General features: G+C 52.6%; 23 protein-coding genes and 4 tRNA genes. 10 read left to right on the forward strand and 17 right to left on the reverse strand.

Annotated features, from left to right (window positions below):
• Positions 1-106 precede the first annotated feature (106 nt).
• The 12 genes from gshA to pncC all read right to left on the reverse strand — a co-directional run bounded on the left by gshA (position 107) and on the right by pncC (position 9564).
• Positions 107-1663, reverse strand: coding sequence for a glutamate--cysteine ligase (gene gshA / locus QUF14_RS17175; RefSeq protein WP_000611789.1), 1557 nt, complete (start codon positions 1661-1663; stop codon positions 107-109).
• A 72-nt stretch (positions 1664-1735) separates the two neighbouring features.
• On the reverse strand, positions 1736-2164 hold the full coding sequence (locus QUF14_RS17180) for a YqaA family protein (RefSeq protein ID WP_000005713.1): 429 nt from the start codon (positions 2162-2164) through the stop codon (positions 1736-1738).
• Positions 2161-2727: a fructose-1-phosphate/6-phosphogluconate phosphatase gene (yqaB, locus tag QUF14_RS17185; protein ID WP_000273296.1), complete on the reverse strand. Its 567-nt coding sequence runs from the start codon at positions 2725-2727 to the stop codon at positions 2161-2163. Before yqaB ends, QUF14_RS17180 begins: the two co-directional genes overlap by 4 nt.
• A 415-nt stretch (positions 2728-3142) precedes the next feature.
• Positions 3143-3219 (reverse strand) — tRNA-Arg (locus tag QUF14_RS17190).
• A 197-nt stretch (positions 3220-3416) separates the two neighbouring features.
• Positions 3417-3493, reverse strand: a tRNA-Arg gene (locus tag QUF14_RS17195).
• 199 nt (positions 3494-3692) lie between these two features.
• Positions 3693-3769, reverse strand: a tRNA-Arg gene (locus QUF14_RS17200).
• 3 nt (positions 3770-3772) lie between these two features.
• Positions 3773-3865 (reverse strand) — tRNA-Ser (locus QUF14_RS17205).
• A gap of 314 nt (positions 3866-4179) precedes the next feature.
• The gene (csrA, locus tag QUF14_RS17210; RefSeq protein WP_000906486.1) at positions 4180-4365 is read right to left on the reverse strand and encodes a carbon storage regulator CsrA; all 186 of its coding nucleotides are present in this window, start codon (positions 4363-4365) and stop codon (positions 4180-4182) included.
• A gap of 234 nt (positions 4366-4599) precedes the next feature.
• Complete coding sequence (alaS, locus tag QUF14_RS17215) at positions 4600-7230, reverse strand: alanine--tRNA ligase (RefSeq protein ID WP_000047200.1); 2631 nt, start codon at positions 7228-7230, stop codon at positions 4600-4602.
• A 127-nt stretch (positions 7231-7357) separates the two neighbouring features.
• The gene (recX, locus tag QUF14_RS17220) at positions 7358-7858 is read right to left on the reverse strand and encodes a recombination regulator RecX (protein WP_000140517.1); all 501 of its coding nucleotides are present in this window, start codon (positions 7856-7858) and stop codon (positions 7358-7360) included.
• A gap of 67 nt (positions 7859-7925) precedes the next feature.
• Positions 7926-8987, reverse strand: coding sequence for a recombinase RecA (recA, locus tag QUF14_RS17225; RefSeq protein WP_000963143.1), 1062 nt, complete (start codon positions 8985-8987; stop codon positions 7926-7928).
• 79 nt (positions 8988-9066) lie between these two features.
• On the reverse strand, positions 9067-9564 hold the full coding sequence (gene pncC, locus QUF14_RS17230; RefSeq protein WP_001354923.1) for a nicotinamide-nucleotide amidase: 498 nt from the start codon (positions 9562-9564) through the stop codon (positions 9067-9069).
• 182 nt (positions 9565-9746) lie between these two features.
• Between pncC and QUF14_RS17235 the strand changes: the two genes are divergently transcribed.
• A complete protein-coding gene (locus tag QUF14_RS17235; RefSeq protein WP_000201677.1) occupies positions 9747-9986 on the forward strand; it encodes a hypothetical protein in 240 nt (79 codons plus the stop codon).
• 38 nt (positions 9987-10024) lie between these two features.
• Here the strand turns inward: QUF14_RS17235 and mltB are convergent, their stop codons facing one another.
• A complete protein-coding gene (mltB, locus tag QUF14_RS17240; protein ID WP_012311623.1) occupies positions 10025-11110 on the reverse strand; it encodes a lytic murein transglycosylase B in 1086 nt (361 codons plus the stop codon).
• Between the two features lie 255 nt (positions 11111-11365).
• On the opposite strand from mltB, the gene srlA reads away from it, so the two are divergent.
• From srlA to gutQ, 7 genes are all read left to right on the forward strand, one after another.
• Positions 11366-11929, forward strand: coding sequence for a PTS glucitol/sorbitol transporter subunit IIC (gene srlA / locus QUF14_RS17245; RefSeq protein WP_000573321.1), 564 nt, complete (start codon positions 11366-11368; stop codon positions 11927-11929).
• Complete coding sequence (gene srlE, locus QUF14_RS17250; protein ID WP_000196939.1) at positions 11926-12885, forward strand: PTS glucitol/sorbitol transporter subunit IIB; 960 nt, start codon at positions 11926-11928, stop codon at positions 12883-12885. Before srlA ends, srlE begins: the two co-directional genes overlap by 4 nt.
• A gap of 10 nt (positions 12886-12895) precedes the next feature.
• Entirely contained in the window at positions 12896-13267 is a 372-nt protein-coding gene (gene srlB / locus QUF14_RS17255) for a PTS glucitol/sorbitol transporter subunit IIA (RefSeq protein ID WP_000216203.1), read from the forward strand.
• Positions 13268-13270: 3 nt separating this feature from the next.
• Complete coding sequence (srlD, locus tag QUF14_RS17260) at positions 13271-14050, forward strand: sorbitol-6-phosphate dehydrogenase (RefSeq protein WP_001077342.1); 780 nt, start codon at positions 13271-13273, stop codon at positions 14048-14050.
• A gap of 105 nt (positions 14051-14155) precedes the next feature.
• A complete protein-coding gene (gene gutM, locus QUF14_RS17265; RefSeq protein WP_000252910.1) occupies positions 14156-14515 on the forward strand; it encodes a transcriptional regulator GutM in 360 nt (119 codons plus the stop codon).
• A gap of 66 nt (positions 14516-14581) precedes the next feature.
• On the forward strand, positions 14582-15355 hold the full coding sequence (srlR, locus tag QUF14_RS17270) for a glucitol operon DNA-binding transcriptional repressor SrlR (RefSeq protein WP_000804558.1): 774 nt from the start codon (positions 14582-14584) through the stop codon (positions 15353-15355).
• The gene (gutQ, locus tag QUF14_RS17275) at positions 15348-16313 is read left to right on the forward strand and encodes an arabinose-5-phosphate isomerase GutQ (protein WP_001287422.1); all 966 of its coding nucleotides are present in this window, start codon (positions 15348-15350) and stop codon (positions 16311-16313) included. Before srlR ends, gutQ begins: the two co-directional genes overlap by 8 nt.
• Here gutQ and norR read toward each other — a convergent pair.
• Positions 16310-17824 carry a nitric oxide reductase transcriptional regulator NorR gene (gene norR / locus QUF14_RS17280; protein WP_000010744.1) on the reverse strand — a complete coding sequence of 505 codons (1515 nt, stop codon included), beginning with the start codon at positions 17822-17824 and terminating at the stop codon, positions 16310-16312. The genes gutQ and norR overlap by 4 nt on opposite strands.
• 186 nt (positions 17825-18010) lie before the next feature.
• Here norR and norV point away from each other — a divergent pair, with 186 nt between their 5' ends.
• Together norV and norW are read left to right on the forward strand one after the other, a co-directional pair.
• Positions 18011-19450, forward strand: coding sequence for an anaerobic nitric oxide reductase flavorubredoxin (gene norV / locus QUF14_RS17285; RefSeq protein ID WP_000029614.1), 1440 nt, complete (start codon positions 18011-18013; stop codon positions 19448-19450).
• Entirely contained in the window at positions 19447-20580 is a 1134-nt protein-coding gene (gene norW, locus QUF14_RS17290; protein WP_100733705.1) for an NADH:flavorubredoxin reductase NorW, read from the forward strand. The genes norV and norW overlap by 4 nt, the downstream gene beginning before the upstream one ends.
• 126 nt (positions 20581-20706) lie before the next feature.
• Here norW and hypF read toward each other — a convergent pair whose 3' ends face one another.
• The 3 genes from hypF to ascG all read right to left on the reverse strand — a co-directional run bounded on the left by hypF (position 20707) and on the right by ascG (position 24799).
• Complete coding sequence (hypF, locus tag QUF14_RS17295; RefSeq protein WP_024212039.1) at positions 20707-22959, reverse strand: carbamoyltransferase HypF; 2253 nt, start codon at positions 22957-22959, stop codon at positions 20707-20709.
• A gap of 152 nt (positions 22960-23111) precedes the next feature.
• On the reverse strand, positions 23112-23639 hold the full coding sequence (gene hydN / locus QUF14_RS17300; RefSeq protein WP_001078777.1) for an electron transport protein HydN: 528 nt from the start codon (positions 23637-23639) through the stop codon (positions 23112-23114).
• Between the two features lie 149 nt (positions 23640-23788).
• Complete coding sequence (gene ascG, locus QUF14_RS17305) at positions 23789-24799, reverse strand: DNA-binding transcriptional regulator AscG (RefSeq protein WP_032193944.1); 1011 nt, start codon at positions 24797-24799, stop codon at positions 23789-23791.
• Positions 24800-24871: the final 72 nt, after the last annotated feature.

The raw sequence follows: 24871 nt of genomic DNA on the forward strand, positions 1-24871 counted from the left end.
TCTTCCCAGGCGAGTCTGAGTATATGAAAGACGCGCATTTGTTATCATCATCCCTGAATTCAGAGATGAAATTTTGGCCACTCACGAGTGGCCTTTTTCTTTTCTGTCAGGCGTGTTTTTCCAGCCACACCGCAAACGGTTCGGTATCAGCGGCTTCCATTTCCTGCTGACGGCGTACAGATGCCTCGCGCTCGGCTACAAAATCCTCTTCACGCAGAATTTCCAGCGGCTCTTCACGCAGCAGATTACGGTACGCTTCAGCAAACGCTTTACCTGTTCCGCCAATACCAGTATCAATCATAGACCTTAAGATACGGGCAGAGAAAGTCAGATCGGGATTATCGAAGCAGGCGACCAGTTCATCACACACTTTCTGGTACGCTTCGCCGCCGTTAATGCTATCCAGCGTTTGCGCCACGCGTTTTAGATCGCGGAACAAATCTTTCCCCACCTGCGGCAACGGGAACTGCGCGGTTTCGCAGCCGATACCCAGCGTCAGGCCCGGTTTGCGACCTTCGAGGATCACCCGGTTCCAGTTAACGCGTGTACAGGCAAGCTCGCTACTGCTCATTTCCGGTGCATCAGCCAGCGCACACCAGACCATAAACAGATCGAGGAATCGCACCTGTTGTTCATCTACACCAATCGGCGAGAACGGGTTGATGTCCAGCGAACGCACTTCAATATATTCAATGCCGCCACGTAACAACGCATCAGAAGGCGACTCGCCGCTGTGGGTCACACGTTTTGGACGAATCGGCGCGTACAGTTCGTTTTCAATCTGCAGCACATTGCTGTTGATTTGCAACCGCTTACCGTCTTTCTCAATACCAATCTTCGCGTACTCTTCCGATGGCGTTTTGATTGCCTGTTTAAGGCCCGCTACGTACTCGTAGAGATCGTTGAAGGTGATACCAAGATTGCTTTGCGATTTGTTGGTATAGCCAAGATCGCTCAAACGAAGAGAGGTCGCATACGGCAGGTAATACATACCGCACTCAGTTTTCTCAAACGGCAGCGACGTTGGTTTTCCTTGCAAGAAAGAAGAACAAATCGCCGGAGACGCGCCAAACAGATAAGGAATGACCCAACCGAAACGATAGTAATTGCGAATAACGCGGAAATAGCCCGCAGAAATTTTCTCTTTGGCATCAGCGCCCGAGATATCGCCGCACTTCGCTTGCCAGAATGCCATTGGCAAAGAGAAATTGTAGTGCACGCCGGAAATGGTTTGCATCAGTGCGCCATAGCGATTTTTCAGCCCTTCACGGTACAGCGTTTTAAAGCGACCGGTGTTTGAAGTGCCGTACTGTGCCAGTTCGATGTCCTGACCTTCTGCGATATAGCATGGCATACTTAACGGCCACATCCGCTCATCGCCCATGTTGCGCGCCGTATAACGATGCAGATCGCGCATAAAGGTCAGCATATGTTCAATATCACCATCCACTGGTGTAATAAATTCCAGCAATGCTTCCGCAAAATCGGTAGTAATCCATTTATGCGTCAGTGCGGAACCTAATGCTTCAGGATGACCTGTTGTTGCCAGTGTGCCATCAGCATTAACACGCAAAGTTTCGCGCTCAAGCCCACGCTGTATCCCCTTTAACGCCTGAGGATGTTTTTCCAGCCAGGCCAGCGCCTGTGATACGTCCGGGATCAAGTTGACCTCCCGCCTGTCAAAATCGTTTTAATTAGCATAACTGTAATGGTGACCATGTGTGCAGGCCTACAATTAGTGCCACCATATCATGCCCTGAACGGTCGCTGCTGCAACTGCAACATAACGTAACGCTTTACCAAGGCACAAAAAAAAGATTACTGGCCCCCAGGAGATGCGCATCCATCCCGCTAACAGACACAGTAAATCGCCAACCACGGGCATCCAGCTTAATAATAGCGTGACTGCACCATAGCGTTTCAGCCAGCCGGTAGCTTTCTCTTGCCAGCGCGATGTTTTACGCAATGGAAAGAAACGCCCAAGGATAACGTTAGTTAACCCTCCAAGGCTATTACCCATTGTTGCTGTTAAAACTAAAACCCAGGGATGACTTACCCCGGAAAGCAACATTGCAACCAGCACGACTTCGGAATTACCGGGTAATAGTGTAGCGCTGAGGAAACTACTGGCAAACAACGAGAAAAGCGATAAAACTTCACTCACAGCAAGCGAACATCCACAGCGTCCATGCCTGCAGCACGGGCCGCCTGAATACCGAAATCGGCATCTTCAAAGACCACACACTGCGTTGGTTGCACGCCCATACGCTGCGCGCACAACAAAAATGTGTCTGGCGCAGGTTTATGATGTTTGACGTGATCGGCAGCAACGACGGCGTCAAAATAACAGCGTAATCCCAGGTGCGTTAGCAGTGCCTCAGCGATGGCGCTTTCACTCCCCGTTCCTACAGCCATTGGTCGACGTCCGTGCCAGCTTTTCACCACTTCAACAAGGGGGAGTGGTTCGACGCTATCGAGTAACATGCTTCTGACTGCTTCTGTTTTTTCACACGCCAGCGCATGCGGGTCGAGATCGGCCTGATTCAGTTCAATAATCGCCTGAGCAATGCGCCACGTGGGCGAGCCATTAAGCGCAATCATCGCCTGAACATCGTACTGAAGACCATAGTGTCCTAATACTTCGCGCCACGCTTTACGGTGCGTAGGCTCCGTATCCAGGATTGTGCCATCCATATCAAAAATTAAACCTGCATAACGCTCGTACATGGTCTTCTCGCAAGTCGAAAAATATGACGCTACTTTAGCGTAATTGCTTGATTTTGTCGCTGATGGCGAAGGAGAAGAATATTCAGGAAATGGATAAAGTAGCTATTTAGAAATGAGATATTTTTGAAGGGGATTTTTTGGAGAAGATGGTGCATCCGGGAGGATGACTCACTGGCGTTCGCCCTTCGGGCCGTTGCTGCCGCAACGTTATCCTCCCTGGAGCAGACGGTGATTACCATCGCCTCTTCCATACCATCATCGCTGAAGATTACGGAGAATATGGTGCATCCGGGAGGATTACTCGCCTTGCGGCTCGCCCTTCGGGCCGTTGCTGGCGCAACGTTATCCTTCCTGGTGCCTGCGGTTAATTCCGCTACCTCTTCGATATCTTCATTGCTGAAGATTTCGGAGAATATGGTGCATCCGGGAGGATTCGAACCTCCGACCGCTCGGTTCGTAGCCGAGTACTCTATCCAGCTGAGCTACGGATGCATCGGGAAATTTATTTTACTGCTGATATTGATATCGCTACTAAAGCCATATCAAGTAAGAGATGGTGCATCCGGGAGGATTACTCGCCTTACGGCTCGCCCTTCGGGCCGTTGCTAAAGCAACGTTATCCTCCCTGGTGCTTGCGGTTAGTACCGCCACCTCTTCGACACCTTCATCGCTGAAGATTTCGTAGAATATGGTGCATCCGGGAGGATTCGAACCTCCGACCGCTCGGTTCGTAGCCGAGTACTCTATCCAGCTGAGCTACGGATGCATCGGGAAACTTACTTTACTGCAGATTTTTTGATACCGCTACTAAAGCCGTATCAAGTAAGAGATGGTGCATCCGGGAGGATTACTCGCCTTACGGCTCGCCCTTCGGGCCGTTGCTAAAACAACGTTATCCTCCCTGGTGCTTGCGGTTAGTACCGCCACCTCTTCGACACCTTCATCGCTGAAGGTTTCGTAGAATATGGTGCATCCGGGAGGATTCGAACCTCCGACCGCTCGGTTCGTAGCCGAGTACTCTATCCAGCTGAGCTACGGATGCAAATGGCGGTGAGGCGGGGATTCGAACCCCGGATGCAGCTTTTGACCGCATACTCCCTTAGCAGGGGAGCGCCTTCAGCCTCTCGGCCACCTCACCACACGCCTCTTACGAGTGCTTCGAAGAACTTGTTTATCGCTCATCGTCGCTGCGTGGCGCACATATTACTTTCTGAGACTTATAAGTCAAACAATTTTTCCCACACTTTTATCGTTTGCACACTTCACGCTCAATTAGTCTGTAAAAACGTCAAAAAGAGTGTTTTATCAACAGAAAAACGGAGGTCTGACAGATAGCAGTAATGCAAAAAATGGAGACTAAAGTGGAATGAACGGGAGTAAAGCGAAAAAACAATGGAGTGAAGGAGGAATTTTGAGGGTGCGTCTCACCGATAAAGATGAGACGCGGAAAGATTAGTAACTGGACTGCTGGGATTTTTCAGCCTGGATACGCTGGTAGATCTCTTCACGGTGAACAGAAACTTCCTTCGGGGCATTTACGCCAATACGTACCTGGTTGCCCTTTACCCCTAAAACTGTCACGGTGACCTCATCCCCAATCATGAGGGTCTCACCAACTCGACGAGTCAGAATCAGCATTCTTTGCTCCTTGAAAGATTAAAAGAGTCGGGTCTCTCTGTATCCCGGCATTATCCATCATATAACGCCAAAAAGTAAGCAATGACAAACACATTACATGTAAGCAGTCATGGCATTACATTCTGTTAAACCTAAGTTTAGCCGATATACACAACTTCAACCTGACTTTATCGTTGTCGATAGCGTTAATGCGAATGCCGTGAAGCGAGTCCACGGCATTGCCTGACGCTTATATTATTGCAATTTCGCGCTGACCCAGCCTTTCACACTGGCTAACGCTGCAGGTAAGGCCGCAGCATCCGTACCACCGGCTTGCGCCATGTCAGGACGTCCACCACCCTTGCCGCCCACCTGCTGAGCGACCATACCAATCAGTTCCCCTGCTTTCACACGATCTGTGACGTCCTTAGATACGCCTGCAATCAGAGAAACCTTACCTTCGGCTACCGTTGCCAGCACGATAATTGTCGACCCCAGCTGATTTTTTAAATCGTCAACCATGGTACGCAACATTTTCGGCTCAACACCGCTAAGCTCGCTAACCAACAGCTTAACACCATTAACATCAATTGCCTTACTGGAAAGATTTGCGCTCTCCTGTGCGGCAGCCTGTTCTTTAAGCTGTTGTAACTCTTTTTCCAGCTGACGCGTACGTTCCAGTACTGAACGCACTTTATCAGCCAGATTATTGCTATCGCCTTTCAGCAGATGTGCGACTTCGCTTAAGCGATCGCTGTCTGCATGAACGGTGGCGATAGCGCCTTCTCCGGTTACCGCTTCGATACGACGAACGCCTGCAGCAGTACCCGATTCAGAGATGATGCGGAACAGACCAATATCACCGGTGCGGCTGGCGTGAGTACCGCCACACAGCTCGGTGGAGAAATCGCCCATGCTCAGCACGCGAACGCGCTCATCATACTTCTCGCCAAACAGCGCCATAGCGCCTTTCGCTTTCGCCGCTTCGAGATCCATGATGTTGGTTTCGATCGGCAAGTTACGGCGAATCTGCGCGTTCACCAGGTCTTCGACTGCACGAATCTCTTCTGGTTTCATCGCTTCGTTGTGTGAAAAGTCGAAGCGCAGCACTTTGTCGTTAACCAGTGAACCTTTCTGCGATACATGAGTACCCAGAACCTGGCGCAGCGCAGCGTGCATCAGGTGCGTTGCGGAGTGATTCAGACGAATACGAGCGCGACGAGCCTCATCAACATCAGCCTGCACCGCGTCGCCCACTTTCAGAGAACCCGCAGCAAGTTTACCGATGTGACCAATCGCCTGGCCGTATTTCTGCGTATCTTCCACCGCAAAGGAGAAGTTAACGCCTTTCAGTTCGCCTTTATCGCCAACCTGACCGCCAGATTCCGCATAGAATGGCGTTTGATCCAGCACGACTACCGCTTCCTGGCCTGCATTAATGGCATCAACCGCTTTACCATCAACAAACAGCGCGGTCACTTTGCCGTTCAGTTCCAGATGGTCATAGCCTTTAAATTCAGATGCACTGTCAACACGGATCATTGCGTTGTAATCGGCACCAAAGCCGCTGGCTTCGCGCGCACGACGACGCTGCTCTTCCATTGCTGCTTCAAAACCAGCTTCGTCAACTTTGATGTTGCGTTCACGACAAACATCAGCCGTCAGGTCAACTGGGAAACCGTAGGTGTCGTACAGACGGAAAGCAGTTTCGCCATCCAGCGTATCGCCAGAAAGTTTCGCCAGCTCTTCGTCCAGCAGCGCCAGACCGCGCTCCAGAGTGCGGGCAAACTGTTCTTCTTCAGTCTTCAGCACCTGCTCAACCTGTGCCTGCTGGCGTTTCAGGTCTTCACCCGCAGAGCCCATAACGTCGATCAGCGGACCAACCAGTTTGTAGAAGAAAGTTTCTTTCGCGCCGAGCATATTACCGTGACGCACTGCGCGACGAATGATACGACGCAGTACATAACCGCGGTTTTCGTTGGACGGCATTACGCCATCTGCGATCAGGAACGCACAAGAACGAATGTGGTCAGCGATTACGCGCAGTGATTTATTGCTCAGATCGGTCGCACCAGTGACTTTCGCTACTGCCTGGATCAGCGTGCGGAACAGGTCAATGTCATAGTTAGAGTTAACGTGTTGCAGCACCGCAGCAATACGCTCCAGACCCATACCGGTATCTACAGACGGCTTCGGCAGCGGTTCCATCGTGCCATCTGCCTGGCGGTTGAACTGCATGAAGACGATGTTCCAAATCTCAATGTAACGGTCGCCGTCTTCTTCCGGACTTCCCGGAGGGCCACCCCAAATGTGGTCGCCGTGATCGTAGAAGATTTCGGTGCACGGGCCACACGGACCAGTGTCACCCATCTGCCAGAAGTTGTCAGATGCGTATGGCGCACCTTTGTTATCGCCGATGCGAATAATACGTTCGCGCGGGATCCCTACTTCTTTTTCCCAGATTTCGTAGGCTTCGTCGTCGCTTTCATAGACGGTAACCCACAGACGCTCTTTCGGCAGGGCAAACCATTTTTCGCTGGTCAGCAGTTCCCATGCAAACTGAATAGCATCGTGTTTGAAATAGTCGCCGAAGCTGAAGTTGCCCAGCATTTCGAAGAAGGTATGGTGACGCGCGGTGTAACCGACGTTTTCCAGGTCGTTGTGTTTACCACCCGCACGCACGCAGCGTTGGGAAGTGGTAGCGCGGGAATAATTACGCTTGTCGAGCCCAAGGAACACATCCTTGAACTGGTTCATCCCGGCGTTGGTAAACAACAAAGTTGGGTCGTTATGGGGTACCAGGGAGCTGCTGGCAACTACCTGATGTCCCTTACTATGGAAAAAGTCGAGAAACGCCTGACGGATCTCAGCGGTGCTCTTGCTCATAATTATCCTGAAATCAAGCTAACGAAATATCGCCACCAGCGACAGCGTGTCTTAACCGCCGGGCTGGTAACTGAAAAGTGGGAATAAGATAAGTTTTCTTGACTGGGAAGTAAAATACCGTATGCGTTCAGTCGGCAAAATTTCGCCAAATATCCTGGATATCCTCCATCAGATAGCCGCGATAGAGCAGAAAACGCTGGATCTTAACTTTTTCTGAAAAGACAGTTGGCAAAGGTTCGCCATATTTTCGCGTCGCCTGATCGCGCGCCAGTGCACACCAGTCGATGTCACATTCACGCATCGCTTTTTCTGTCGCCTCGCGGGAAAGACCTTTCTGATTCAGTTCCTGACGGATACGCGCCGGACCGTAGCCTTTGCGGCTACGGCTGGCGATAAAGCGCGCAACAAATCGGCTGTCATCGAGATAGCCATGTTCATGGCACCAGGCAATAACACGCTCGTAATCTTCTACCGTGGCATCAATCTCTTCCGGGCCATTTTTGCCCATAATCGGTGCCGCGAGTTTACGCCGCAGTTCTTGCTCACTGTGATCGCGCACCGCCAGAATGCGTACCGCACGATCCAACAGGCGAGCATATGCCGGGCGACGGGATGTTGATTCTGTCATGGCATACCCTTACAACTTAAAAAGCAAAAGGGCCGCAGATGCGACCCTTGTGTATCAAACAAGACGATTAAAAATCTTCGTTAGTTTCTGCTACGCCTTCGCTGTCATCTACAGAGAAATCCGGCGTTGAGTTCGGGTTGCTCAGCAGCAACTCACGTACTTTCTTCTCGATCTCTTTCGCAGTTTCCGGGTTGTCTTTCAGCCAGGCAGTCGCATTCGCTTTACCCTGACCGATCTTCTCACCTTTGTAGCTGTACCACGCGCCCGCTTTCTCGATCAGCTTCTCTTTCACGCCCAGGTCAACCAGTTCGCCGTAGAAGTTGATACCTTCGCCGTAGAGGATCTGGAATTCAGCCTGTTTAAACGGCGCAGCGATTTTGTTCTTCACCACTTTCACGCGGGTTTCGCTACCCACCACGTTTTCGCCCTCTTTCACCGCGCCGATGCGACGGATGTCGAGACGAACAGAAGCGTAGAATTTCAGCGCGTTACCACCGGTAGTCGTTTCCGGGTTACCGAACATCACACCAATTTTCATACGGATCTGGTTGATGAAGATCAGCAGCGTGTTGGACTGCTTCAGGTTACCCGCCAGCTTACGCATCGCCTGGCTCATCATACGTGCCGCAAGGCCCATGTGAGAGTCGCCGATTTCGCCTTCGATTTCCGCTTTCGGCGTCAGTGCCGCCACGGAGTCAACGACGATAACGTCTACTGCGCCAGAACGCGCCAGAGCGTCACAGATTTCCAGTGCCTGCTCGCCGGTGTCCGGCTGGGAGCACAGCAGGTTGTCGATATCGACGCCCAGTTTACGTGCATAGATTGGGTCCAGCGCGTGTTCAGCATCGATAAACGCACAGGTTTTACCTTCACGCTGCGCTGCGGCGATCACCTGTAACGTCAGCGTGGTTTTACCGGAAGATTCCGGTCCGTAGATTTCGACGATACGGCCCATCGGCAGACCACCTGCCCCAAGCGCGATATCCAGTGAAAGCGAACCGGTAGAGATGGTTTCCACATCCATGGAACGGTCTTCACCCAGGCGCATGATGGAGCCTTTACCAAATTGTTTCTCAATCTGGCCCAGTGCTGCCGCCAACGCTTTCTGTTTGTTTTCGTCGATAGCCATTTTTACTCCTGTCATGCCGGGTAATACCGGATAGTCAATATGTTCTGTTGAAGCAATTATACTGTATGCTCATACAGTATCAAGTGTTTTGTAGAAATTGTTGCCACAAGGTTTGCAATGCATACGCAGTAGCCTGACGACGCACCGCATCACGATCACCGCTGAAGCATTCCCGGCGGGTAATGCCTTCGCCGCGGGCAGTGGCAAAAGCAAACCAGACAGTGCCGACAGGTTTCTCTTCACTACCGCCATCCGGCCCGGCGATACCGCTGATAGACACAGCATAATCAGCACGAGCCGCTTTCAGTGCGCCTATCGCCATTTCCACCACGACGGGTTCGCTCACCGCGCCATGCTGCGCCAGCGTCTCTTCGCGTACGCCGATCATCTGCGCTTTGGCTTCGTTACTGTAGGTGACAAATCCGCGTTCAAACCAGGCGGAACTACCGGCAATATCGGTAATCACTTTCGCTACCCAACCGCCGGTACAAGACTCGGCAGTTGTTACGGTTGCGCCACGGGCTTTCAGCGTCTGCCCTACCTGTTCGCTTAACTGCATCAGTTCACTGTCAATCATCACAACCTCAGTCAGTCAAAAAATATATGCCGGACAAGATAGCACTTTCCCGCAGAAGATGGGGACGAGCGATTCATTTTACGAGTTGCGTTCCGGAAAAAGACTGTTGCGACCAGTCGGTAAAGAAAAAGCGCTACCATGCCGCGTTCACATTGATATGTATTCACAGGGAGAGAATAGCAATGGCAACAAAGAAAACGGATAACACGCCACAAAACGCGCTTAAACAAACCACGCAAATGCGTATTTGGGTCATCATTGGTGGCATCGGTGCACTGGTTTCAGTGATATGTAAAATTTTATCTTCTGGCTACCTTGAACCTTTCGACTTCGGTCAGGCTGCGTTAGGCGTTGTCTGCCTGGGATATGCGATATCGCTGTCGAAAAAAATCAAGCAATTACGTCATTCGAATAAACAGTAAGAAAACAGAGGGAAGTTTAACCCCCCTCTTGCAAAGAGTTACTGAACGCGCGCCAGTGCCACGGCTTGTCCTAACTGCCAGACGGCCATTGCGTAATGGGTGCTGTGATTGTAACGGGTGATAGTGTAGAAGTTCGGCAAACCGTACCAGTACTGGTAACCGGTGCCAACATCCAGGCGCAGTAAGCTGGCCTGCTGATGATTGCCCAGCGGCTGCTGTGGCGTTAGTCCAGCTGCAGCAAGTTGTGAAATGCTGTACTTGGTTTTGAAGCCATTCGGTAAGCCTGGAGCCTGACCGTTTGCCATCACCGCAACCTGATCACCTTTCACCCAGCCGTGCGCTTTGAAATAGTTCGCCACGCTACCGATGGCATCAACCGGATCCCACAGGTTGATATGCCCGTCGCCGCTAAAATCCACTGCATATTGTTTATAAGACGATGGCATAAACTGACCGTAGCCCATCGCCCCGGCAAAGGAACCTTTCAGATTGAGCGGATCGTCCTGCTCATCGCGCGCCATCAGCAAGAAGGTTTCCAGCTCACCAGAGAAATACTCCGCGCGGCGTGGGTAGTTAAATGACAACGTTGCCAGCGCATCGAGGATACGAGTTTTCCCCATCACGCGTCCCCAGCGAGTTTCGACGCCGATAATCCCGACGATGATTTCTGGCGGTACGCCATACACTTGCCACGCACGATTCAGCGCATCTTCATACTGATTCCAGAAAACCACGCCGTTTTGCACGTTGTCCGGCGTAATAAATTTTTTGCGATAACGCAGCCATGCGCCGTTCGGACCTGATGGCGGCTTCACCGATGTGGTTGGTGCCTGGTTATCCATCAGCCGCAATACCGAATCCAGACGTTTCGCCTGGGAGAGAATTTCCTGCAACTGCTGACGATTGAAACCGTGTTTGTTCACCATTTTGTCGATGAACTGCTGGGCATTCGGGTTGTTAGCGAAATCGCCGCCCATCTGCATCACATTGTGCTGCGGCTCAAGCAGGAAGCCGCCAGACGGCGTTCCGGTGGTCGTTTCAGTCTCAGTAGGTTTTGGCTTGCTGCTACAGGCGGCAAGCAACACAAAAAGGGGAAGCAATGTTACATAACGACGCTTGAACATGAGGGGTCCATTTAACAGATTCAACCAGGGGCAAGTATGGTAAAGCATCACGCCCCGCACAAGGAAGCGGTAGTCACTGCCCGATACGGACTTTACATAACTCAACTCATTCTCCTCGCTATCCTTTCATTTAAACTTTCAAGTTAAAATATTTATCTTTCATTTTGCGATCAAAATAACACTTTTAAATCTTTCAATCTGATTATATTAGGTTGCCGTTTGGTAATAAAACAATAAATCCTGAAGGAGAGAACAATGATAGAAACCATTACTCATGGTGCAGAGTGGTTTATCGGGCTGTTCCAAAAGGGCGGAGAGGTGTTTACCGGGATGGTGACCGGCATTCTTCCGCTGTTGATTAGCCTGCTGGTTATCATGAACGCACTGATTAATTTTATCGGTCAGCATCGTATTGAACGTTTTGCTCAACGTTGCGCCGGTAACCCTGTTTCCCGTTACCTGCTGTTACCGTGCATTGGCACGTTTGTCTTTTGCAATCCGATGACCTTAAGCCTGGGTCGCTTTATGCCGGAAAAGTACAAACCCAGCTATTACGCGGCGGCCTCTTATAGCTGTCACTCAATGAATGGCCTCTTCCCCCATATCAACCCTGGCGAACTGTTTGTTTATCTCGGAATTGCCAGCGGTCTGACAACACTGAATCTGCCACTTGGCCCACTGGCGGTAAGCTATCTGCTGGTTGGTCTGGTCACCAACTTCTTCCGCGGCTGGGTAACCGATCTAACCACCGCTATTTTTGAGAAAAAGATGGGCATTCAACTTGAACAAAAAGTTCACCTGGCAGGAGCAACATCATGACGCGTATTCGGATCGAAAAAGGAACGGGTGGCTGGGGCGGCCCGCTTGAGCTGGAAGCCACGCCGGGCAAAAAAATTGTCTATATCACCGCCGGTACCCGGCCTGCGATTGTCGACAAACTGGCACAGCTTACTGGCTGGCAGGCTATCGACGGATTTAAAGAAGGTGAACCTGCGGAGGAAGAAATTGGTGTCGCGGTAATCGACTGTGGCGGCACATTACGCTGCGGCATCTATCCGAAACGGCGTATTCCCACCATTAATATCCACTCGACGGGCAAGTCCGGTCCACTGGCGCAGTACATTGTGGAAGATATTTATGTCTCTGGCGTGAAAGAAGAAAACATCACTGTAGTGGGTGATGCGACACCACAACCCTCTTCCGTGGGCCGTGACTATGACACCAGCAAGAAAATCACCGAACAAAGCGATGGTTTACTGGCGAAGGTGGGAATGGGTATGGGTTCTGCCGTTGCCGTGCTGTTTCAATCTGGCCGTGACACCATCGACACTGTATTAAAAACCATTCTGCCGTTTATGGCGTTCGTCTCGGCGCTCATTGGCATCATTATGGCTTCTGGCCTTGGTGACTGGATTGCCCACGGTCTTGCTCCGCTGGCGAGCCATCCACTGGGTCTGGTCATGCTGGCGCTCATCTGCTCCTTCCCGCTGCTTTCACCTTTTCTCGGCCCTGGCGCAGTTATCGCACAGGTTATCGGCGTATTGATTGGCGTGCAGATTGGTCTCGGCAATATTCCGCCGCATCTGGCTTTACCTGCACTGTTTGCCATCAACGCGCAGGCGGCCTGCGACTTCATCCCGGTCGGTTTGTCGCTGGCGGAAGCCCGTCAGGACACGGTTCGCGTCGGTGTCCCTTCTGTACTGGTGAGCCGCTTTTTAACCGGCGCGCCAACTGTACTGATCGCATGGTTTGTCTCCGGTTTTATCTATCAATAGAGGCTGAAACATGACCGTTATTTATCAGACCACCATCACCCGTATCGGCGCGAGTGCCACTGACGCTCTCAGCGACCAGATGCTCATCACCTTTCGTGAAGGCGCGCCTGCGGATCTCGAAGAGTATTGCTTCATTCATTGCCACGGCGAGTTGAAAGGTGCACTCCATCCCGGTTTGCAATTTTCACTCGGGCAGCATCGCTATCCGGTGACCGCCGTTGGCAGCGTGGCGGAAGACAACCTTCGCGAACTGGGTCATGTCACCCTGCGCTTCGATGGTTTAAGCGAAGCGGAATTTCCGGGCACTGTCCATGTGGCAGGCCCTGTACCCGACGATATCGCGCCGGGATCGGTTTTGAAGTTTGAATCTGTTAAGGAGTAAAAAATGAATCAGGTTGCCGTTGTCATCGGTGGTGGGCAAACCTTAGGCGCGTTCCTGTGCCACGGTCTGGCTGCCGAGGGGTATCGCGTAGCGGTTGTCGATATTCAGAGCGACAAAGCCGCAAATGTGGCACAAGAAATTAACGCCGAATATGGTGAAGGTATGGCGTATGGTTTTGGTGCTGACGCCACCAGCGAGCAGAGCGTGCTGGCGCTCTCTCGTGGGGTAGATGAAATCTTTGGTCGCGTGGATTTACTGGTCTACAGCGCCGGAATAGCAAAAGCAGCCTTTATCAGCGACTTCCAGCTCGGCGATTTTGATCGTTCGCTACAAGTGAATCTGGTGGGTTATTTCCTGTGTGCGCGTGAATTCTCGCGTTTGATGATCCGCGACGGCATTCAGGGGCGCATTATTCAGATCAACTCGAAATCCGGCAAAGTGGGCAGCAAACACAACTCTGGCTACAGCGCAGCGAAATTTGGTGGCGTCGGACTGACTCAATCACTGGCTCTGGATCTGGCGGAGTACGGCATTACGGTGCATTCACTAATGCTCGGTAATCTGCTGAAATCGCCGATGTTCCAGTCACTGTTGCCACAATACGCGACCAAGCTAGGTATCAAACCGGATCAAGTCGAGCAGTATTACATCGATAAAGTACCGCTCAAACGCGGCTGCGATTATCAGGATGTGCTGAATATGCTGCTGTTCTACGCCAGTCCAAAGGCATCGTACTGCACTGGTCAGTCGATCAATGTCACCGGCGGTCAGGTGATGTTCTGATCAACAGCGGAGATCCGTTAAGGATCTCCGCGAGACTAATAGAATGCCTGATGCGCTACGCTTATCAGGCCTACAGGACTTCCGCCACTACATTAAGGAAAAGTTATGGTATCCGCACTCATCACCGTCGCCGTTATCGCCTGGTGTGCGCAACTGGCCTTAGGCGGCTGGCAAATTTCTCGTTTTAACCGTGCCTTCGACACACTATGCCAGCAAGGGCGGGTTGGCGTGGGCCGTTCCAGCGGGCGCTTTAAACCGCGGGTCGTGGTCGCCATCGCCCTGGACGATCAGCAGCGCATCGTCGACACCTTGTTTATGAAAGGACTGACTGTCTTCGCCCGACCGCAAAAAATTCCCGCAATTACGGGCATGCATTCTGCTGATTTACAGCCCGATGTGATCTTTCCCCATGATCCACTATCACAGAATGCTCTATCATTGGCGCTTAAACTGAAACGTGGATAATTTCGTTGTGAATGTTACTTGCTTGCGAAGTTATCATTTTGAAACCTAAATCAGGTAATCACGCCCATGAAACCTCGTCAGCGTCAGGCCGCCATTCTGGAGTACCTGCAAAAGCAGGGGAAATGCTCGGTTGAAGAATTGGCGCAATACTTTGACACCACAGGCACAACCATTCGCAAAGATCTGGTCATTCTGGAACATGCTGGAACCGTCATTCGTACCTATGGCGGCGTGGTGTTAAATAAAGAGGAATCCGATCCACCTATCGATCATAAAACGCTCATCAACACCCGCAAGAAAGAGCTGATTGCAGAAGCTGCCGTCAGTTTTATCCATGATGGCGATTCAATCATTCTTGATGCTGGCAGTACCGTATTACAGATGGTGCCTCTGCTCTCGCGCTTTAATAACATCACGGTGATGACCAACAGCCTGCACATCGTCAATGCGCTATCCGAACTGGATAACGAACAAACTATCCTGATGCCAGGCGGCACATTTCGTAAAAAATCGGCCTCATTTCACGGGCAGCTGGCAGAGAATGCCTTCGAACATTTCAGCTTCGATAAATTGTTTATGGGCACCGACGGCATCGATCTCAATGCAGGCGTAACCACCTTCAACGAGGTCTATACCGTCAGTAAAGCAATGTGTAATGCCGCGCGCGAAGTTATTTTGATGGCTGACTCATCGAAGTTTGGCCGTAAAAGCCCCAACGTGGTTTGTAGTCTTGAAAGCGTCGATAAGCTGATTACCGACGCAGGTATCGATCCGGCGTTTCGTCAGGCGCTGGAAGAAAAAGGGATCGACGTGATCATAACCGGAGAGAGCAATGAGTGAAGCACTACTGAACGCGGGGCGTCAGACGTTAATGCTGGAGTTGCAGGAAGCAAGCCGTTTACCAGAACGTCTGGGCGATGATTTTGTTCGCGCCGCCAATATCATCCTGCACTGCGAAGGCAAAGTGGTGGTTTCGGGAATTGGCAAATCGGGCCACATTGGTAAGAAAATCGCCGCAACGCTTGCCAGCACCGGCACACCTGCCTTTTTTGTTCATCCGGCAGAGGCACTGCACGGCGACCTGGGGATGATTGAAAGCCGCGATGTGATGCTGTTTATCTCTTACTCTGGTGGCGCAAAGGAGCTGGATCTGATTATTCCGCGTCTGGAAGACAAATCTATCGCGCTGCTGGCGATGACCGGTAAACCGACATCACCGCTGGGCCTGGCGGCGAAAGCGGTGCTGGATATCTCTGTAGAACGCGAAGCCTGCCCGATGCACCTTGCGCCGACCTCCAGCACCGTCAATACCCTGATGATGGGCGACGCGCTGGCGATGGCGGTCATGCAGGCGCGCGGATTTAATGAAGAAGATTTTGCCCGCTCCCACCCAGCTGGGGCACTGGGCGCTCGCTTGCTGAACAAAGTGCATCATCTGATGCGCCGTGATGACGCCATCCCGCAGGTGGCGTTAACCGCCAGCGTGATGGATGCGATGCTGGAACTCAGTCGCACCGGTCTGGGACTGGTAGCCGTGTGCGACGATCAACGACTGGTGAAAGGCGTCTTTACCGACGGGGATTTACGTCGCTGGCTGGTTGGCGGCGGTGCACTCACCACGCCAGTTAATGAAGCGATGACGGCAGGCGGCACGACGTTGCTATCGCAAAGTCGCGCCATCGACGCCAAAGAGATCCTGATGAAGCGCAAAATCACCGCCGCACCAGTGGTGGATGAAAACGGCAAACTTACCGGCGCAATTAACCTGCAGGATTTCTATCAGGCCGGGATTATTTAATCCTTCAGCCCCAGACGTTTCGCCAGCCGATGCAGGTTGGCGACGTCGGTTTCCAGCATCCGTGCGCTGGCAGCCCAGTTGTGATGATTTTGTGCCAGCGCCTGGCGAATAGTTTCACGCTGGAACGCTTCTGTCGCTTCACGCAGGTTTTGCTTAACAACGGGCACCGCCGCCGCTTCTGGCGGCGGCAACGTCACCTCAGGAAAAGCAAAATGTTGCGCTTCAAGAATCACTTCATCGCCGCTGCGGGTGGCTCTCGCCAGCACCACCGCCCGATGAATAGCATGTTCCAGTTCGCGCACGTTCCCCGGAAAACTATAGTGTTGCAATAAATTCCGCGCCCCGGCACTTAATACCACGCGGGAGAGCCCCAGCCGCAAACGACACTGCTCACAGAAATATCCCGCCAGAAGAATGACGTCATCACCCCGCTCACGCAGCGGCGGCACCAAAAGCGGAAACACACTCAGGCGATGAAACAAGTCAGCACGAAATCGCCCTGCCAGCACCTCTTCGCGCAAGTCGCGGTTAGTCGCCGCCAGCACGCGCACATCGACCCGCAAACTGCGGTCATCGCCAACGCGCTGAATATCGCCATACTGCAACACCCTCAGCAGCTTGGCCTGCAATGCCAACGACAACTCGCCGATCTCATCCAGAAACAGCGTGCCGTTATCCGCCATTTCAAACTTCCCGCTGCGGTTACTGATAGCGCCAGTAAACGCCCCTTTCACGTGCCCGAACAACTCACTTTCCGCCACACTTTCCGGCAGTGCGGCACAGTTGAGATAGACCAACGGATTCACCGCCCGCGGCGAGGCTTCATGAATCGCTTTCGCCACCAATTCCTTACCCGTTCCCGTCTCACCACTGATTAGGACGTTGAGATCGGACGCCGCCACAATCTCAATCTGTTTTTTCAATTGCGTCATGCCTGGCGACAGGCCGATCATCTGCGTCTGTTTCAGCGCTTCAAACGGCGTGGCATCGCCTGGCAGCATATTCTGGCTTTCCAGTTGTTCAATCAGCAACGCATTGCTTAACGCTCCCGCCGCCAGCGCAGCAATCAGCCGTAACTCTTCGTCGCTGAAAACATCGAACTGATCGGGCTGCATCCCATCGAGCGTCAGTGCGCCGATCAGGTTTTGCCCGGCAAATAAGGGCAGACCAACACAGGCGTGAACCTTCAGACTCTCCTGCCCTGGAATCAAACCGTCATAGGGATCGGGCAATTCGCTGTCTGCGGGAAAGCGCACCACGTCCCCGGCGCGGGCAATCGCTTCCAGCCGTGGATGCCCTTCCAGCGCAAAGCGTCTACCGAGAACATCCTTCGCCAGCCCGTCGATGGCAAGCGGAATAAACTGCCGCGAGTCGTAACGTAGCAACGCAGACGCATCGCACTCCAGCACCTGACGCAACGTGGTGATCAGGCGCTGAAAACGATCCTGATGACCAATCCCACGCTGCAATTCGATGGCGATATTCGCCAGCACATCAACGGAAAAACTCATCTTTGCCTCACTGTCAATTTGACTATAGATATTGTCATATCGACCATTTGATTGATAGTCATTTTGACTACTCATTAATGAGCATAAATTAATTTATATATTAAAAACAATCAGATAAAAAACTGGCACGCAATCTGCAATTAACAAGACATCTTTTTAGAACACGCTGAATAAATTGAGGTTGCTATGTCTATTGTGGTGAAAAATAACATTCATTGGGTTGGTCAACGTGACTGGGAAGTGCGTGATTTTCACGGCACGGAATATAAAACGCTGCGCGGCAGCAGCTACAACAGCTACCTCATTCGCGAAGAAAAAAACGTGCTGATCGACACCGTCGACCATAAATTCAGCCGCGAATTTGTACAGAACCTGCGGAATGAAATCGATCTGGCAGATATCGATTACATCGTAATTAACCATGCTGAAGAGGATCACGCCGGGGCGCTGACCGAACTGATGGCGCAAATTCCCGATACGCCGATCTATTGTACTGCCAACGCTATCGACTCAATAAATGGTCATCACCATCATCCAGAGTGGAATTTCAACGTGGTGAAAACCGGCGACACGCTGGATATCGGCAACGGCAAACAACTCATTTTTGTCGAAACGCCAATGCTGCACTGGCCGGACAGCATGATGACTTACCTGACGGGCGACGCGGTGCTGTTCAGTAACGATGCTTTCGGTCAGCACTACTGCGACGAGCATCTGTTCAACGATGAAGTGGATCAGACCGAGCTTTTCGAGCAGTGCCAGCGTTACTACGCCAATATCCTGACACCGTTCAGCCGCCTGGTAACGCCGAAAATCACCGAGATCCTGGGCTTTAACTTGCCGGTCGATATGATTGCCACCTCTCACGGTGTGGTATGGCGCGATAACCCGACGCAAATTGTCGAGCTGTACCTGAAATGGGCGGCGGATTATCAGGAAGACAGAATCACCATTTTCTACGACACCATGTCGAATAACACCCGCATGATGGCTGACGCTATCGCCCAGGGGATTGCGGAAACCGACCCGCGCGTAGCGGTGAAAATTTTCAACGTCGCCCGAAGCGATAAAAACGAAATCCTGACCAATGTCTTCCGCTCAAAAGGCGTGCTGGTCGGCACGTCGACGATGAATAACGTGATGATGCCGAAAATCGCCGGGCTGGTGGAGGAGATGACCGGATTACGCTTCCGTAACAAACGCGCCAGTGCTTTCGGCTCTCACGGCTGGAGCGGTGGTGCCGTGGATCGTCTTTCCACGCGCCTGCAAGATGCGGGTTTCGAAATGTCACTTAGTCTGAAAGCCAAATGGCGACCGGACCAGGATGCACTGGAATTATGCCGTGAACACGGTCGCGAAATCGCCCGTCAGTGGGCGCTCGCACCGCTGCCGCAGAGCACGGTGAATACGGTGGTTAAAGAAGAGACCTGTGCCGCCACGACGGCTGACCTCGGTCCGCGGATGCAGTGCAGTGTCTGCCAGTGGATTTACGATCCGGCAAAAGGCGAGCCAATGCAGGACGTTGCGCCAGGAACGCCGTGGAGTGAAGTCCCGGATAACTTCCTGTGCCCGGAATGCTCCCTTGGCAAAGACGTCTTTGACGAACTGGCATCGGAGGCAAAATGAGCAACGGCATTGTGATCATTGGTTCAGGCTTCGCCGCCCGCCAACTGGTGAAAAATATTCGTAAACAGGATACCGGTATTCCATTGACCCTGATTGCCGCCGACAGCATGGATGAGTACAACAAACCTGATCTTAGCCATGTGATCAGTCAGGGGCAACGTGCCGACGACCTTACCCGCCAGACGGCGGGTGAATTTGCCGAGCAGTTTAATCTGCGCCTGTTTCCGCACACCTGGGTGACGGATATCGATGCCGAAGCCCATGTGGTGAAAAGCCAGAATAATCAGTGGCAATACGACAAGCTAGTGCTGGCAACCGGTGCCAACGCCTTTGTCCCGCCGGTGCCTGGGCGTGAGTTAATGCTGACGTTAAATAGTCAGCAAGAGTATCGCGCCTGTGAAACACAACTGCGGGATGCCCGACGGGTGTTGATTGTAGGCGGTGGTTTGATTGGTAGCGAACTGGCGATGGATTTTTGTCGGGCAGGCAAAGCGGTCACGCTAATCGACAACGCTGCCAGTATTCTGGCGTCGTTAATGCCACCGGAAGTAAACAGCCGCTTGCAGCATCGGTTGACGGAGTTGGGCGTTCATCTGCTGTTAAAATCTCAGTTGCAGTGGCTGGAAAAAACGGATTCTGGCATTCAGGCAACGCTGGACCGCCATCGCAGTATCGAAGTGGATGCGGTAATTGCCGCCACCGGACTGCGCCCGGAAACCGCCCTGGCACGACGCGCCGGGCTGACGATTAATCGCGGCGTTTGCGTCGATAGTTATCTGCAAACCAGTAATGCCGATATTTATGCGCTGGGCGATTGCGCAGAAATTAACGGTCAGGTATTGCCGTTCCTCCAGCCGATTCAACTTAGCGCGATGGTGCTGGCAAAAAATCTTCTCGGCAATAACACGCCGCTGAAACTCCCGGCGATGCTGGTGAAAATCAAAACGCCGGAATTACCGCTGCATCTGGCAGGCGAAACCCAGCGTCAGGATTTACGCTGGCAAATTAATACCGAACGCCAGGGAATGGTGGCGCGCGGCGTTGACGATGCCGACCAGCTTCGCGCCTTTGTAGTCAGTGAGGATCGGATGAAAGAGGCGTTTGGATTGTTGAAAACCTTGCCGATGTAGGTAGGCTAGTGTGCCCAAAATGTCGGATGCGACGCTGGCGCGTCTTATCCGACCTACGGGGAGCGCATGTGTAGGCCGGATAAGGCGTTCACGCCGCATCAGGCACTGCGCCCAAATGCAACACGTTTATCCATTCTGGACTTCACCCGCCACCCAACGGGCCGCAACAATAACCCCCTGCCCCAGAGACAACCCGCCATCCCCCGCAGGTAAACTCTGCGGGAAGAGCAACGTAAAATCAGCAAGATAATGCGCCAGACGTGCACGCAGCAAACGGTTATGAATAACCCCACCGCTAAATACCAGCGTAGTGATACCGCACATCGTGGCCTGCTCACGCATCAACGCGGCAAAACCCTGCGCCAGCGCATCATGAAATGCCCACGCGCGTTGATTAACCGGAGCCTGCCAGTTCAGCCACTGCTGCCAGAAAGTGGCGAGATCCAGTTGATTGTCCACCAGCGGCATCGTCACCGGATGCGTCACTCCGTGGCACAAAGCTGCGAGCGCCTCCAGAGCACAAGCCGCTTCACCTTCATAACTTAACGTGGCTGGCGCACAGCCCAGTGCCGCCGCCACAGCATCGAACAAACGCCCACACGATGACGCCAGCGGCGCGTTAATTCCACGCTCAATGGCCCGCGCCAGTACGCTCCAGTTTTGCTGTTGCACACTTACCGTTTCAGGGTAATTCTGCCACTCCGGCACAAAGCGCAGGCACTGCGCCAGCAGGTTACGCCACGGCTGCTTTGCAGCCAAATCGCCACCAGCAAGCGCCACCGCAGGCAAACCGCCCAGGTGCTGGCATTCGCGATAGTTCACCCGCAAGCACTCGCCGCCCCATAAAGCGCCGTTCTCGCCCATACCAATACCGTCGAGCGTCAAAGCAATGACATCACCGCCATCCAGCGGCCAGTGATGTTCTGCCAGACACGCCGCCGCGTGGGCATGGTGATGCAGCACCGTTTGCGTCGGCAGATTCATCTCACGCGCCCACTGGCTGGAGACATAGCCCGGATGCGCATCATGCACCACAAACTGTGGAGTAAAATCGTAGATGTTTTGCATCAGGCGCAACGCTTCGCGCCACTGCATCTGAATGCCATCGTCACTTAAATCGCCCAAATGTTGACTCAACACCGACTGTTCACCACGCACCAGACAGAAGGTATTTTTCAGATCCGCACCGAGACACAGCACAGGAGGAATATTTTTAAAGCCCGGAGGCAAAGCCAGCGCATCCGGTACATACCCCCGCGAGCGGCGCAACATTTCGCCACTTTCGCGCACCACTGAATCATCCATCCGCTGCACGATGTCGCGGTTATGAATCAAGAATCCGTCGGCAATGTCCTGCAAGTCCTCCAGCGCCTGTTCGTTGCTGATAGCCGGTGGTTTACCGCTCAGGTTGCCGGAGGTCATCACCAGCGGGCATTGCAGTTCCTGTAACAGCAAATGCTGGAGCGGATTCGCAGGCAACATCACCCCGACTTCGTTAAGGCCAGGGGCGATATCGTCACAAAGTTCCGGAACATATATTTTATCCACCAGTACAATCGGCGCGGCGGGCGTGGTAAGCAACTGACGGGCAGCGTCGGGCAAACCTTCTGCCGTTGGCAACATAACCGCCAGCGGTTTCGCCGGGCGATGTTTGCGCGCCCGTAGTGTCGCCACCGCGTTACTGTTACGCGCATCGCAGGCGAGATGAAATCCGCCAATCCCTTTGATAGCGACAATGTTGCCCATTTTTAACTGAGCGATAGCCGCCTGTAATGCCGCCTCTTGTTTCGCATGTTCACCATGACTTAGCCATTCAAGATGTGGGCCACACTCCGGGCAGGCCACCGGCTGGGCGTGGAAGCGACGATCGAGCGGGTCGCAATATTCTTTATCGCAGGCCGGACATAGCGGAAACGCCGCCATCACGGTAAATGGACGGTCGTAAGGCATCGCGCGAATAATGGTGAAACGCGGGCCGCAATGGGTACAGTTGATAAACGGATAACGATAACGCCGTTCGCCTGGGGTATTCATTTCGGCAAGACAGGCAGGGCAAGTTGCGGCATCGGGAACAATTTGCGTATTCATGACGCCGCCCGCGCTCTGGCGGATGGTGAACTCAGTGGGCGGCTGCATCCAGATAAACGGCTCACATTCGACGCTATCAATACGCGCCAGCGGCGGACAATCCTGATGCAACTGCGCAAGAAACGTTTCCGGGTCTTCCAGCAGCCGGACTTCCACGCCATCGCCGTCATTACAGACATCGCCGTGAAGATTTAATTGCTGTGCCAGTTGCCAGACAAAGGGACGAAAACCGACGCCCTGCACTTTGCCACGAATACGCAGTTGGACACCGCAAGATGTGTTTTTTGCCATTGAGTTATTCCCGCCATCATGAATTGCGTAACCCGCCCAGCCGGACACGACCGCGTCGCATCCGGTAGTCACAGGTTGGCGATACCGCCCGCTCCGTATTCTACGAATATTTCCGGGAATTCCTTTGATGCCAGAACAGTTCTGTAAGATTTTTAGAACATCAGCGCCGTGCGGCGGCGTTTTTCTGCGCTCAGTTGTTCAAGTTTATTACGATCGACACAAATCAGCGCATGGGTCGGGCAAGCAGCCATACACGCCGGGCCGTCTTCACGATGGTTACAGAGGTCGCATTTATTAGCTTCGGCTTTGTCAGCGCGTACGTTAAGCCCTGCGCCGCTGTTGCGAATCACCGGACGCACTACCACTTCCATCGCACCATACGGGCAAGCCACAACGCAGGTTTTGCAACCAATGCAACGTTCCTGCATGACATGAACAAACCCTTTATCACGGCTGATAGCACCATTCGGGCAGACGTTAGCGCACGGTGCATCTTCACACTGACGGCAGACTGTCGCCGTGGAAATGTTCACACCTTTAATGACATGGATTCGCGGTAAAAAAGTTTCCGGGGTCAGCGATGCACAGTCCTGATTCTCCTGATGAGAAACCACGCACGCCACTTCACAGGTACGACAACCAATACATTTACTCGCGTCAGCAATGATGAAACGGTTCATCAAATTCTCCAGCAATGACAGTTAATGCTGCCGATACATTCACAAATCATGCCAATTTTTAATTCATTGTTATTTAAAGAAATTAAATTCTGCAATGCAGAAAAAACGATGTCATCGACACTAGTGACGATGACATGTGATGACAATGTTTATCGCGAAAGAGCAATGAGTGAGTCGCGGCGGATTAGTTTTCCGCTGAAGGTTTTCGGCGGTGAGTAAGCACCACCATCGAGCATAAATATCAGCCGCCCAATTATTTCCTGAATCATCTCAGTCACCGGAATTTTTACGCTGGAGAGCGCCGGAACGGTGTAGGGGGCAATTGCGATATCATCAAATCCAATAACCGACACTTGCCCCGGCACCGCTACACCACGGTCATGCAACGCTTTCATCGCACCTATCGCCATATCGTCGTTACTGGCAACTAACGCGCTAAATTTAGCCCCACGTTCGAGCAACGTTTCTACCCCTTCGGCCCCGCTGGCAGGCGTCCATTTACCGTTAGCGATAAGTTTTTCATTGAGTGCAATACCATGCTGCGCCAGCGCGTCTTTATATCCGGCAAGGCGTTCAATGCTGGTGGGGGAATCCATCGAACCGGTAAGGAAAGCAATCTCCTGATGTCCGGCGTTTATCAACTCTGCCACGGCGTTAAAGCTGGTCTGTTTATGATCGCACCAGACACTATGGCTGCTGTTTTTGCGCAGGCGGCGATTGAGCACCATTATCGGCTGATTGTGTGCGTCAATGATGTCATCAATCTCATCTACGCTTAAAAAGCGCGGGTAAATCATAATGGCGTCGCAGCGCAGATCCAGTAGATACTGAATCGCCTGGCGTTCTTCTTCGGCGCTATGTTTGCCATCTGCCAATAGCAGCTGACGCCCTTTCTCTTCCGCCATTCTCGCGGTATGAAACAGTAATTCACTAAAATAAATGCCGTGGTAAAGCGTGTTGGTCACTACCAGCCCTAGCGTCTGGGTACTCTTCGCTGACAGATTGCGCGCCAGCAAATTTGGGCGGTAGCCGCTCTCTTCCACCGCCTGAAACACGCGATCTTTAGTCTCCTGGCTGACGTAGCCATTACCTGAAAGCACGCGGGAAACGGTCGCTTTTGAAACCCCGGCGCGCTTCGCCACTTCCAGCATCGTCGTCATCATTTTCATCCCTTTACACGCAATCAACGCAGTGTACTGCACCGTTGGCTGATTGTCCTTGCGCAAGCAGCG

It is taken from the genome of Escherichia sp. HH091_1A (genome assembly GCF_030295175.1).
Taxonomy (GTDB): domain Bacteria; phylum Pseudomonadota; class Gammaproteobacteria; order Enterobacterales; family Enterobacteriaceae; genus Escherichia; species Escherichia coli_F.